At 57.5% G+C, this 12,672-nt stretch carries 13 protein-coding genes; 6 read left to right on the top strand and 7 right to left on the bottom strand.

Annotated features, from left to right (window positions below):
* Positions 1 to 452: 452 nt before the first annotated feature.
* From ABM428_RS15865 to ABM428_RS15845, 5 genes are all read right to left on the bottom strand, one after another.
* Positions 453 to 1,382 (bottom strand): carbohydrate kinase, encoded by a 930-nt coding sequence (locus ABM428_RS15865; RefSeq protein ID WP_353628451.1) that lies wholly within the window; start codon positions 1,380 to 1,382, stop codon positions 453 to 455.
* A 7-nt stretch (positions 1,383 to 1,389) separates the two neighbouring features.
* Positions 1,390 to 2,040: a phosphoribulokinase gene (locus ABM428_RS15860; protein WP_353628450.1), complete on the bottom strand. Its 651-nt coding sequence runs from the start codon at positions 2,038 to 2,040 to the stop codon at positions 1,390 to 1,392.
* 9 nt (positions 2,041 to 2,049) lie between these two features.
* On the bottom strand, positions 2,050 to 2,814 hold the full coding sequence (locus ABM428_RS15855; RefSeq protein ID WP_353628449.1) for an ATP-binding cassette domain-containing protein: 765 nt from the start codon (positions 2,812 to 2,814) through the stop codon (positions 2,050 to 2,052).
* A complete protein-coding gene (locus ABM428_RS15850; protein WP_353628448.1) occupies positions 2,814 to 3,875 on the bottom strand; it encodes an ABC transporter permease in 1,062 nt (353 codons plus the stop codon). Before ABM428_RS15850 ends, ABM428_RS15855 begins: the two co-directional genes overlap by 1 nt.
* Before the next feature lie 101 nt (positions 3,876 to 3,976).
* Positions 3,977 to 4,996 (bottom strand): sugar ABC transporter substrate-binding protein, encoded by a 1,020-nt coding sequence (locus tag ABM428_RS15845; RefSeq protein ID WP_353628447.1) that lies wholly within the window; start codon positions 4,994 to 4,996, stop codon positions 3,977 to 3,979.
* 164 nt (positions 4,997 to 5,160) lie between these two features.
* On the opposite strand from ABM428_RS15845, the gene ABM428_RS15840 reads away from it, so the two are divergent.
* Positions 5,161 to 6,348 carry an ROK family transcriptional regulator gene (locus ABM428_RS15840; RefSeq protein ID WP_051577629.1) on the top strand — a complete coding sequence of 396 codons (1,188 nt, stop codon included), beginning with the start codon at positions 5,161 to 5,163 and terminating at the stop codon, positions 6,346 to 6,348.
* A 19-nt stretch (positions 6,349 to 6,367) separates the two neighbouring features.
* Positions 6,368 to 7,057 (top strand): D-lyxose/D-mannose family sugar isomerase, encoded by a 690-nt coding sequence (locus ABM428_RS15835; protein ID WP_037967074.1) that lies wholly within the window; start codon positions 6,368 to 6,370, stop codon positions 7,055 to 7,057.
* A 440-nt stretch (positions 7,058 to 7,497) separates the two neighbouring features.
* On the opposite strand, the gene ABM428_RS15830 is transcribed toward ABM428_RS15835, so the two are convergent.
* Entirely contained in the window at positions 7,498 to 8,442 is a 945-nt protein-coding gene (locus ABM428_RS15830; RefSeq protein WP_353628446.1) for a LysR substrate-binding domain-containing protein, read from the bottom strand.
* A gap of 60 nt (positions 8,443 to 8,502) precedes the next feature.
* On the opposite strand from ABM428_RS15830, the gene ABM428_RS15825 reads away from it, so the two are divergent.
* Positions 8,503 to 9,144, top strand: a complete 642-nt coding sequence (locus ABM428_RS15825) for a DsbA family protein (RefSeq protein ID WP_353628445.1) — start codon at positions 8,503 to 8,505, stop codon at positions 9,142 to 9,144.
* 25 nt (positions 9,145 to 9,169) lie between these two features.
* Entirely contained in the window at positions 9,170 to 10,063 is an 894-nt protein-coding gene (locus tag ABM428_RS15820; RefSeq protein ID WP_353628444.1) for an MBL fold metallo-hydrolase, read from the top strand.
* Between the two features lie 500 nt (positions 10,064 to 10,563).
* On the opposite strand, the gene ABM428_RS15815 is transcribed toward ABM428_RS15820, so the two are convergent.
* Positions 10,564 to 10,905, bottom strand: coding sequence for a helix-turn-helix domain-containing protein (locus ABM428_RS15815; protein ID WP_353628443.1), 342 nt, complete (start codon positions 10,903 to 10,905; stop codon positions 10,564 to 10,566).
* Positions 10,906 to 11,011: 106 nt separating this feature from the next.
* Between ABM428_RS15815 and ABM428_RS15810 the strand changes: the two genes are divergently transcribed.
* A complete protein-coding gene (locus tag ABM428_RS15810; RefSeq protein ID WP_353628442.1) occupies positions 11,012 to 11,941 on the top strand; it encodes a ring-cleaving dioxygenase in 930 nt (309 codons plus the stop codon).
* 5 nt (positions 11,942 to 11,946) lie between these two features.
* Complete coding sequence (locus ABM428_RS15805; RefSeq protein ID WP_353628441.1) at positions 11,947 to 12,642, top strand: dienelactone hydrolase family protein; 696 nt, start codon at positions 11,947 to 11,949, stop codon at positions 12,640 to 12,642.
* The last annotated feature ends 30 nt before the right edge of the window (positions 12,643 to 12,672 follow it).

Raw genomic sequence — 12,672 nt, 5'->3', positions numbered from 1 at the left:
TGTCCGCTTCCTTGTCCGTTCACACCGATTCTCGACCTTCGAGACCCTCCTAAGGTGTAAAGCTATAGACAGGTCAAGTTTGGTGACGCTGAAAGTCGGCTTCGTCCGCAGACCGACGTTCCAGCAGATAAAATGCTGCACTGCGCATGAATGTCAGCAAAGTGAAAGCTGCATCGCGGCGAATGGAGCCTTAGTCAAAGGCCGGTTAGGGCCGTTCTCGTCTTTCAATAGGAAGGGCGGAGAGGAGACCCTCGCTGTAGATGCAAAGCTCCATTTCAACGTGGTGGGAACGGGGCCGCCACAACCGATAGCGCAGTTTTGCCAGCGGTGGCAATTGATCCATTTTAGCAAACGCTGAGCCCTGGTTGTAAAATGATCCCAGAAACTAACGCTCTTTCATAAGGATCGCTTTCGTCTAGATCAGCTGTCGCAAAAAATCCCAAACGCCACGCTCAGTCAACTTCACTACGCCAAGGTGGATTTGCTCCCGCGCGGGTTACTGTGATTGCGGCGACTTTTGCGCCGTATTCGATGGCGCTTTGCAGGGTTTCTGTCGTGATGCCTGATACCGTTATCTTGGTCAGCTTTCCGGCGTCAAACAGGTGTGCAAGAATGCCAGCGTTGAAAGTATCGCCTGCACCTACGGTATCAATGACTTTCGCGCGGACAGCGGGTATTTGTACCTCTGCGCCTGACTTCAGATAGCCGGTCGCGCCCTCTGCTCCGCGGGTCAGGATTACTGCGTCGGGGCCCAGTTCAAGCAGCGCGGTTGCCTTGCTTTTGAGGGACGACGGCCCCGGAACTAACCACTCCAAATCTTCGTCAGACACTTTGACGAGATCTGCGAGCCCTATAGCACCTTTAAGGCGCGATCTGTATGCCGGAATATTATCGACCAAACCCGGTCGGATATTGGGATCAATCATGACGGGGCGGTGCGCGCCCTCGGCCTTGAGTAGCGCGATATACGCGTCCGCGCTTGGTTCACAGGCTAGGCTGATCCCGCCGAGATATAAGGCCGAGACGTCAGTGGTCAGTGTGGGCATATCAACGGGGGTCAACATACGTCCGGCGGAGCCTTCGTCGACAAAGTTATAGGTCGCTTGGCCGCCGTTTAGCTGGACAAATGCGAGCGTAGTCGGGCGGTTTGACACCACGGCACGGGAGGTATCGACGTGGCTGGCTTTGAGGGCCGCCGCCAACTGTATACCGAACATATCCGTTGATAGACCTGTCAACATACCGGTGGGAATACCGAGCCGCCCTAGGGCGATTGCAGTGTTGAATATGGCACCGCCGACATGCGGAACAAAACCCTCGGGCCCTGCCAAGGTCGGGGCGGGGATCATATCGATCAAAGCTTCGCCGCAGCATAAAATCATTGAACAACTATACCTTGGAGATGGGGGGCTGAGCCGGCTGCGATGCGCGTAGAATCTGATTGTCGGAAAGGACGACGTCACACGGCAGACTGTTTTCAAGCACCAAAGTGGCGTTTGGCAGATCGTTGCTGTCTGTTTTTTCAGCCGCCTTCGCCGGTTCGCAGCCGTGATCGGCCCAGCGTTGCAGCAGCCGCTGCCGCAATACATCAAGCGGTACGTCGATCTGTACCGATAGATCCCACAATGGTGCGAGATCCCGCCAGTGGGGCTGGTCCAGAATTAGATAGTTGCCCTCTACGATGATCGTCGTGGTCTCGGGGCGCAGTACGCCCGCCCCTGCAATAGAAAGATCGCGCGTTCGGTCAAACAAAGGGAACACTACGTCATCCTCGGTTTTAAGCCGTTTCACGAGATGGACAAACCCCGCACTGTCAAACGTATTTGGCGCGCCCTTGCGACCGAGCAGACCGCGTTCGGACAGGATCTCGTTGCTGAGGTGAAAACCGTCCATCGGTACGACTTGAATGGTGTCGTTCCCTTCGGCCAGGGCTGTGGCCAAGGTGGACTTGCCGCTGGCCGGTGCGCCGACCAAGGCAACCAGTCGTCGTTTTCCAGAGAAAGATGTAGCCTCAATTTTGGCGAGTAGCTCGGTATTCACAGTCGTGCTCTATGCGGCGTCTGGCACGGCGGCACCGGTCATATAGGCCACCGCGTCGGACATGGAATGCTCCTTGGGGTTGATCAGACACAGGCGCTTGCCAAGACGGTGTACGTGGATGCGATCGGCAACCTCGAACACATGAGGCATGTTATGGCTGATCAAGATGATGGGAATACCGCGGCTCTTTACCTCGAGGATAAGTTCAAGGACCTTGCGGCTTTCTTTTACGCCAAGCGCAGCAGTCGGTTCGTCAAGAATGATAACCTTAGAGCCGAACGCAGCCGCCCGTGCCACAGCGACGCCCTGTCGCTGCCCGCCCGAAAGTGTTTCTACCGCCTGATTAATATTCTGGATCGTCATCAGCCCAAGCTCGGAAAGTTTTTCTCGGGCAACTTCTTCCATGCGTTTACGGTCAAGCTGGCGCAGCACAGAGCCGCGAAAGCCGGGTTTGCGCAACTCGCGTCCCATAAACATATTATCTGCGATAGAAAGTGCGGGGGACATGGCAAGCGTCTGGTACACCGTCTCGATGCCTGCGTTGCGCGCATCTATGGGGGACCGGAAGTGAATTTCCTTACCGTCTAGCGTTACGGTTCCTGCGTCGGGGATAACAGCGCCCGAGATTGCCTTGATCAACGAGCTTTTGCCGGCACCATTGTCGCCGATGATGGCAAGGATCTCGCCCGGCATGAGATCGAAGTCGCAGTGATCTAGGGCAGTAACCTTGCCGTAGCGTTTCACCAGACCACGGGCTTTCAACATAGGTTCCATTAGGCTGCTACCTTTCTAATCCATTGGTCCACTGCGACGGCGGCGATGATCAGCACGCCGATCAGGAGATATGTCCATTGAGCGTCCGCGCCCGCCAGCCGCAGCCCCAGAGTAAAGACGCCGACGATCAAGGCTCCGAAGAACGTTCCTAAGATAGAGCCCCGGCCGCCGAAGAGTGAAATTCCACCGATCACGACCGCCGTGATGCTTTCGATATTCAGTAACTGGCCGGACGTAGGGGAAACCGACCCGATGCGGCCGATCAAGGCCCATCCAGCGAAGGCGCAAATCAGGCCTGCTATGGCATAAACAGAGATGATGGTTTTCTTTACGTTAACGCCGGACAATTCGGCGGCATCGGGATCATCACCGACAGCGTAAACATGCCGCCCCCAAGCGGTGTGCTTAAGCACGTATGCCAGTACAAGAACCAAGACCAAAAGAAAGACCACACCTAGGGTAAAGATCGCACCACCCAGATTGAATTTCACGCCGAGAAGTTGAAGGAGTGGGGCTTCGGCCGCAATGACCTGACTGCGGATTGTCTCGTTGGCGGAGTATAGGAAGTTGGCGGCCAGCACGATCTGCCACATCCCAAGTGTCACGATAAAGGGGGGCAGTTTCATCACGGCCACAAGCCAACCGTTAATAGTGCCGATCAGCGTTCCGAAGATAAGACCGCAGGCCACGGCGACTTCGGCGGGCAGACCATAGCGGAATGTGAATTGCCCCATCACAACGGAGGAGATGACAGCAATCGCGCCAACGCTCAAATCGATGCCTGCCGTTAGGATAACAAGGCTTTGGGCGGCAGCAACGATCCCGACGATCTGCACCTGCTGCAAGATCAGCGTCAACGCGAAGGGAGAGAAGAAGCGGGACCCCAGTAACAAACCGAAGACAGCGATGGACGCAAGGAGCACGATCAGCGGCACAAGCGCTGGCGTAACATGCAAGGCGTGGTGCATCTTTTTGACAAATCCGTCAGAGGTGCGATCGAAACGTGCGACATCCGTCGCGCTCTTCGAGGCTGCGGCCTCATAATTATCACCGGTGGACATTTGTCGCTCCAATTCGTTCGACTGTGATCGTTAGCCTCGCGCGCGAGACGGGGGCCGGGCGATTGTCATCGCCCGGCATTTGCTCGTTACTCGTTAAGGGGTTAGCCCCAGCACAGGTCCTTGCCTTCGGCCACGCTGATGCTATCGACGCCGTCAACCGGCTTGTCGGTAACCAGGGCAACACCGGTGTCAAAGAAGTCCTTGCCTTCGGTGGCTTGTGGCTTCGTCCCGTCCTTGGCAAATGCGGCGATCGCCTCGATCCCCTTGGACGCCATCAACAACGGGTATTGCTGCGAAGTCGCCCCGATCACGCCCTCTTCGACGTTTTGAACGCCGGGACAGCCGCCATCAACAGAAACGATCAGTACGTCGTTCTCGCGGCCAATATCCTTAAGCGCCTCATAGGCACCGGCGGCGGCTGGCTCGTTGATCGTGTAGACGACGTTGATGTCTTGGTCCTGCGCGAGAAGGTTCTCCATCGCTTTGCGGCCCCCTTCTTCGTTGCCGGCAGTTACGTCGTTACCAACGATACGGGGGTCGGTTTCGTCACCCCATTTGCTGGGATCGCCCAGATCAATACCAAAGCCCTGCAAGAAGCCCTGATCGCGCAGAACGCCGACAGTCGGCTGGCTCACGGCCAGATCAAGCATGGCGATTTTCGCATTTTCAGCGTCGTCACCCAACGCGGCGGCGGCCCACTGGCCAATCAATTCGCCCGCCAGAAAGTTGTCTGTCGCAAAGGTCATATCGGCGGCGTCGATTGGATCAAGAGGCGTATCAAGCGCGATCACGAGGATACCCGCATCGCGCGCCTGCTGAACGGCTGGCACGATAGAAGAGGTGTCGGACGGCGTCAGAAGGATACCTTTCGCACCATTGGCGATGCAGGTTTCGATCGCGGACACCTGTGTCTCGTGATCACCGTCGATCTTGCCAGCATAGGTGTTGATCTGCATGCCAAGCTCTTCCGCCTTGGCCTGCGCGCCTTCGCGCATCTTTACGAAGAAGGGGTTGGTATCGGTCTTTGTGATCAAGCAGGCCGACACGGAATGTGCATCAGCCGATGCTGTTCCTGCCATTGCGATCAAGCCCAACGCGGTCCCGGCGATTAATTTCTTCATGACAATTCCTCCCAGAATTTTTTGATAACGGCACGATTCGGTGCGTTCCCGTGTCGTCAAAAATATTCGAAAGGGGTGTCCTGTCAATAAATAAATCAAGTTGACTTATTAATCAGTTCGCCTGAAATTAAATTTATGAAACCGCTATGGCTTGAGCATATTTAATGAATCCGATTACCAGCATAGACGCGATACATCGCGCGGATCAGAACCGGCTACGCAATCCGAACGAACGGGCAATCCTCTCCCTTCTGCAGCGCAATGGGCCGACACCGGGTAGCGACTTAGCACGGCAAACCGGTCTTTCAGCGCAGACAATCTCGGTCATTTTGCGCAAGCTGAAAAGCGACGGCCTGACCCGTCAATGCAAGCCCGTGCGGGGAAAGGTTGGAAAACCTTCGGTCCCAATCGCGCTGAACCCCCTTGGCGCTCTTTCTGTCGGGTGCAAGCTGGGGCGTCGTAGCTGCGACCTTATCGTCATGGATTTTTGCGGCACGACATTGTTCAAGCGCAACCTGATGTACGACATCGCCATACCGCAGACGGTCTTTACCTTCCTCGCGGAAAGCTATGCAGAAGCGCTCGTGGAGATTGGTCCGAAGGGGACAGAACGGCTTTGCGGTTTCGGCATCGCGGCGCCGTTTGAAATTTGGAAATGGGGGGCGTCCGACGGGAACACACCGGGTGAATTCCTTTCGTGGAAAGATCTCTCGTTCGAGCGCGAAATTGCGCGGTTCACCGATCTTCCTGTCTTTATGATGAACGACGCCACAAGCGCATGTTGGGCCGAACAGGTATATGGCCGCGGGCGGGAGTTTAGCGATTATGCCTATTTCTTTGTCTCCACGTTTATCGGCGGCGGTATAGTTCTTAATCAGGCGGTATACGAAGGCAGCCGCGGCAACGCTGGTGCATTTGGCCCCCTTCGAGTTGGTGACCGCGCAGGCCGGACCCAGCAGTTACTTGATGTCGCCTCCGTCCATGTTCTGGAAAGCGCCTTGGCGCAGAGCGGGAGGGGCTATCGGGATCTTTGGAAGCAACCGCAGGATTGGTCAGGCTTTGATGCAGAGGTCACTGACTGGATAGACGGCGCGGCCTATGCAATCGCACAGGCGTGCATGTCCGCCTGTGCAGTGATCGACTTTGAGGCGGTGATCATCGACGGCGCGCTGCCCGAAGATGTGCGCAGCCGTTTGGTTGCGGCTGTACGTCAAAAACTGCCGGACGAAGATAGTCGCGGATTGCTGATGCCTGAAGTCGCAGAGGGTGTTATCGGGGGCGAGGCGCGCGCGCTTGGTGCCGCCTGTGACCCGATCTATAGCCAATTTTTCAGTACAACCCAGCAGGTCTGACCGAAAGGACAAAGCCGAAATGAAACGCTCTGAAATCAACGCGCTTCTTGAAGCCGCAGGCGAAATGTTCGAACGGCATGGCTTCATTCTGCCGCCCTTCGCACAGTGGAGCCCGTCCGAGTTCATCAAGCGACGAAACAGCGCCGCACATCTGATCGACGCACGCTGTGGTTGGGATGTAACCGACTATGGCGCGGGGCGTTTTGACGATATGGGGCTGGTTCTATTTACCCTTCGCAACGGACGTCTGAGCGATCTGAACGCCGGTCGGGGCATGTGCTATGCCGAGAAACTTCTTGTTTCGCGTCAAGATCAATTGTCGCCGATGCACACCCACGTCGTCAAAGCCGAAGACATCATCAATCGGGGTGGCGGCACCCTGGTGGTGGAGCTGTTCGGCTCCGACGCCGAAGGGCAACTAGATCCCAAACGCGGCGGGACCGTCATGTGCGACGGTCTCTCGGTCCCGTTCAAAGCGGGCGATAAGCTACGGCTTGAACCGGGCGAGAGCATCACGCTGCGCCCCGGAGATTGGCATGCCTTCTGGGGCGAAAGGGCGGACGTGCTAATCGGCGAGGTCAGCACGGTAAACGACGACGAAACCGACAATATATTTCATGAACCCATTACACGCTTTTCCCAGATTAAAGAGGATGCAGAGCCAGCGCGGCTTTTGGTAAGCGACTACGCTACCCATTTTCTTGCATAGTCTACTGACTAAACTTAATCCCTGCAGCTCGCTTATCTTGAAGCGAGTTGCTGCTACTTGCTTTGAACGAGTGATTTGGTACTGGAGCACCACCGAATGTAGACGCGAATGTGTTAATCTGGGTAGGCGGTCTCAGCACATCTATAGAATAGTCATCGGACACGTCCTTATAACAAAAATCTTAGGGTGGTTAGACATGCCAGTTTCCGTAATTTTCACTCAACGTGGCCTTCATAAGAACTCCGCTGCACCGGAGCGTACCGATCTGGAGATGAAATACCGATATGGTACGTGAGCGACTGCCTTCCACATCCGATAGGGAGGGCGGAGATCTGCCGTTAGCTGCATTTGCCCAATTGGCTCCCCAAGAATGATAACGGGCATTCAGGGATATTTAGCAATTGTGCGGAGCAAAACTTCTTGGGCGCGGGCTATGACACCTAACCATTTTCTCTTAACTTTTCCGCTTGCCGCAGCATTTTTGTGAAGACAGTTACTTTTGCGGCGCGGAACTTTGCTGCCGGGAGCACCAAGAATATCCCCCCTTCGGGAAGATGCCACGCAGGCAAAACCTGCGTCAACGTCCCTGAGGTCAGACGATCACGCACCAGATAGTCAGGCAGGATCGCCAAGCCTGCGCCATTCTCTACGGCGGCCAGGATCGCGGGCGCGCTGTCGATTGTTAAATTGCTTTGCACGGTGACGGGGGCCGTTTCGCCGGCGGCGTTTTGGAACCGCCAGTGCAGCGGTTCGGATAAGGCCCTATTCGCAATAAATGGCACGTGAGCAAGATCGTTCGGGTGCCCCACGTCCTTGAATAGGTCGGAAGCCTTGCCCGACCCTACGAGAAGCTGTTGGAACCCCCCAAGTTTGCGCGCCAGCAAAGTGGAATCGCGCAGCCAGCCGACCCGAATGGCCAGATCAAGCTCTCCCTCCATAAGATCGGAAATCTCATCTCCCAGATAGAGCTCCACCTGGCAACCAGGGTACTGCCGGCGAAACGCTGCGACCAGCGGGGCCACAACTGTCGTCCCGTAATCATTCGGAGCGGTCAGACGTAATGTGCCGACGGGGTGCTCCGAAAGTTGCGACACCTCATTAAACGCCTCTTCCGCTTCGTTCAGGATCGAAGTGCAGCGCAGGTAGAACAGCCGCCCCGCATCGGTGCTGCTGACCTTGCGCGTGTTGCGTACCAGAAGCGCTGTCTTCAGCTCCTGCTCCAACTGCGTCACCTGACTGCTGACGACAGCCTTCGTGACCCCAAGGCGGTCTGCGGCCTTGGTAAAAGAGCCGGTTTCGATGACAGCGGCAAAATACGCCAACCGGTTGAGATTATGAGATTTGACCATATTCCCACTGTTAGCTTTTAGCATACGATCTGTCAAAATAACACGTCTTATCACAGATAGTGGGTGGCCCTATCTCCATAGCTAAGGAGACAGATCATGACTCAAAACGTAAAACTACATTACCTGTTCGATCCGCTGTGCGGCTGGTGCTACGGCACGTCTGCGACCATCGCCACGCTCGCCGCCCACCCCGCCGTCGACGTCCAACCACAGGCGACCGGCTTGTTTTCCGGCGCAGGCGCGCGGCCTATGAAAAGCTTTGCCCCGCAGGCGTGGGAAAATGACCAACGCATTGCCGCGCTGAGCGGACAGACCTTCAGTGAGGCCTACCGCCGCGATGTTTTGGGGGCCGACGATGCGTCTTTGGATTCCACCATCGCGACGCTCGCCGTTACTGCTGTGGCGGATAGCGCCCCCGACCGCGTGATCGAAGCCCTTTCGGCCATCCAGAGGGCACGATATGTCGACGGCAAGGATATCACCTCTGCGGCGGTTGTCGCAGACATTCTGACCGACCTCGGCCTGACAGACGCCGCCGCGCGCGTTCTGTCCCCCGATGCCGCCCTCACCGAGCTTGTGCGCAAACGCGGCGCGGTGGCACGGGATCTGATGTCATCCCACCACCTGCAAGGCGTTCCCGCCCTGATCGCCGATGTCGACGGCACCCAGTTCGCACTGGATGCCAGCAAACTTTACGCCGGACCCGACGCAATCCTCGCAGCGCTCGGGCGTGCGTAACCCCACCATAGAGAAAGGAAACACCATGAACCGCAGAGACCTTCTGAAACTGTCCACCGCAGCCGGTGCCGCCGCCCTGATATCCCCCAGCGTGTCTTTTGCAGACACGAATGGCCTGACATGGACACACTTCGTCGCAGGCGAAAACGGTTTCTACCGTGCGCCCGTTTTGATCCAAGGCGACACCGAAGCCGTCCTGATCGACGGTGGGTTCACCCTGCCCGATGGCCGCGCCTTGGCTGAAGAGATCCAGGCGACAGGCAAAACGCTGACAACCATCTACATCAGCCAAAGCGACCCTGACTTCTATTTCAGCTTGCGCCCGATCGTCGAAGCCTTCCCCGAGGCCCGCGTCATCGCAGCCAGCGAGACAGTCGCGGCCATCAACGCCAATGTGGCCAAGAAGGTCGAAACCTGGGGACCACAACTTGGCGAAAACGGCCCTGCGACTGTGGCCGAGGTGATCATTCCAGACGCCGACGACAGCACGACGTTGACAGTGGATGGCCACGCCATCGAGATCGTTCCCGCCAATGGGCTGGAGAACCGTCGCTATCTTTGGGTTGAAGACCTGCAAGCCGTGTTCGGCGGCGTTATGGTCTTTTCCGGCACCCACGTCTGGACCGCCGACACCCCCACCAAAGAACAGCGCGCCGCATGGATCGCCAACCTTGACGCCATCATCGCCCGTAACCCGCAGGTTGTCGTCCCCGGTCACATGACGCCGGACGCGCCGATGGGTCTCGCTGCGGTGGAATTTACAAAAGATTATCTCCTGGCCATTGAGGAAGAGCTGGCTACCGCGGAAAATTCGGAAGAGCTTCACGCTGCAATGACAGCCCGCTATCCCGTTCTGGGGATGACCGTTGCATTGGATGTCGGCAGCAAGGTTCTGACCGGCGAGATGGAATGGGGTTGATCCGCGCCTGATCCATTTTGTGGCGCTTGCCGCATACGCCCCCCTATAAACGAGAGCAGCCGAGACATATTGGCTGCTCTCGCTTGGTTTTGGATAAGCACTCCGTGAGATCGCCAGAAGATCCAAGGCGTCAGCAGTGTGACGGATGCGGCTCTCCTCATAACACCGCATGTAGAAAGCTGCGGTGCGGCTTCAGTCTTGGCCATGCTGGTAGTTTGAGGGACGTTCGTGTTGATCGACACCATGGGCAGAGAATAGCCTTTCAAATCAAAAATGCTGAACGCCAGATTTGTCCGCACGACACCAGTTCGTCGCCTCCGAGATTTTTCGATTGCAGAAAATGACCGCAAACCGGGCAGCGACCGCAGCATTTTGACTAGTCGGTGAACGGCAGGAATGGGCCGAAAGCACCAATAACTGCCAACTTAAAAGTTGGTGCGACGCACGTAGCTAATAATATACTGGTTCATCCGTTTTACCTCCGTTTTTTTCAAGCGTGATTAGAGCTCAATCTTTTCAATATTCTTCAGCACCGCATGCACGGCAAGGCCTGTCTCAGTCAGCCCATAGGTCACCTTGGGCGGAATGGTATTCTCTTGTTCGCGCCAAACCAGCCCGTCTGCTTCTAATTCGCGCAGGCGGGTGGTCAGCACCTTGGGAGAGATGCCGGTGATCTGGCGTCGCAACATACCGAAGCGGCAGGTCCGGTGATCGCCCAATACGTAGATCACATGGGTTTTCCATTGTCCCCAAAGCTTGCGCAGCAGCGTGTCCGCCGCGCAGGAGATGTCAACTGGATACCGGTCCTTGGGGCCGGGCACCTTTTTCTGGGTGGTTTCCATTTGGTAACTACTTTCACTTGGTAACTATCGCCTTACATAAGCTCCCAACCAACCGAAACAATACGCCGGACGTGCTTCGCGCTGCTGGCATCCTAAGGAGAGCACTATGTCCCAAGGTATTTCCCAAGCCATCCCCGGACTGCACCATGTTACTGCGATCTCTGGCCCGCCGCAGGATAACCTCGATTTCTGGGTGCGCACCCTCGGGCAGCGGCTGGTCAAACGCACCGTGAACTTCGACGATCCCGGCACCTATCACCTGTACTACGGTGACAAGGACGCGGCACCCGGATCGATCATGACCTTCTTTCCCTTCGTGGATGCCGGTCCGGGCCGTGCAGGGCCCGGTATGGCGTCGGCAGTGGCGTATGCGGTCCCCGATCTGGAACGGCGCATGGGTGAACTGGCCGAAGCCGCCATCGACTTCGAAGGACCTTTTGATCGTTTCGGCGAGCGTGCCATTGCCTTGAAGGACCCGGACGGGCTGCGCGTCGAACTGATCGAGGGCGGCGCTCGGGACGAGGGGTTTCACAGTGTGACGCTCTGGCTTGAAGAAGTCGTCGCCACCGCCGAGGTGCTCGAAGCGATGGGATATGTCCGCGAAGCCGAGGAGGCCAGCACAACCGGCGGCACCGACGGGGTGGAAGCTCGCATCCGCTACCGCTCGACCGACCCCGAACGCGGCTCAGCCGTGGACCTGATGACCTCGGACGCCCGTTCCATCGGACGCTCCGGTGCCGGGACAATCCATCATGTCGCCTTCCGCGCGCGGAATCAGGACGAGCAACTGGCATGGCGTGCGCGCCTCTCGACCGCGGGCCAGCAGATCACTCCGGTTATCGACAGGCAGTATTTCGACGCGATCTACTTCCGTACGCCTGGCGGTGTGCTCTTCGAGATCGCCACCGATCCACCAGGATTTGCGGTGGACGAAGATCCGGCCCACCTGGGCGAGGAGCTGAAACTTCCCAAGAAATATGAAGCTCACCGCGACCGTATCGAGCAGGTTCTGCCGCATATCCAAGTGCCGAAATGAGCGGTATGGCGACTGCGACCCGCGGTACCGGTCCGCACGCTAGGCAACGGCTGGTCACCGCCGGTGCCCCGCTTGAGCGTGCGCGGCTGGCTTTGGTGATAATCCATGGTCGGGGCGGCGCTCCGGAGGATATGGTCGGACTGGCCCACCACCTCGCGCTGCCGGATGTCGCCGTGCTTGCACCTCAGGCGGCCGAGCAGTCTTGGTGGCCGGATAGTTTTCTGGCGCCGCTGGAGGCCAATGAGCCGGAATTCGGCAGCGGGTTGAGCATCATCTCCTTCCTCCTCGATGACCTGTCTGATCAAGGCTTCGATCCAGCGCGCGTAGCGTTGATTGGCTTCTCGCAGGGGGCCTGTCTGGCGCTCGAAGCGGCAGCGCGGCTGGCGCGTCCGTTCCGCGCGGTGGCCGCGCTCTCCGGCGGGCTGGTCGGAACCGGAGAGGCGGGCGGGGCCCCGCGCGCCGATCTCTATGACCGCACCGGCAAGACCTTCGACTACGCGGGCCGACTTACGGATGTACCAGTGCTAATCGGCTGCCATGAGCGAGACCCACATATCCCACTGGCGCGGGTGCGTGAGAGCGCCAATGTCTTGCGCGATATGGGGGCAGAGGTTGAGACGCTAATCTTGCCCAACACCGGACATGGTATCGTCGCCGAAGAGGCAAATTGGCTACGCAAACAGCTGAACACCGAATGCTGAGTAGAGCGTCCAGTGATACCATGTGTCGAC

The sequence above is a fragment of the Sulfitobacter sp. TCYB15 genome (assembly GCF_040435955.1).
In the GTDB taxonomy this organism is placed as follows: Bacteria; Pseudomonadota; Alphaproteobacteria; order Rhodobacterales; family Rhodobacteraceae; genus Sulfitobacter; species Sulfitobacter pontiacus.
The sequence above is the reverse complement of the archived record's forward strand: the minus strand, read 5'-3'. Positions and strand labels throughout refer to the sequence as shown.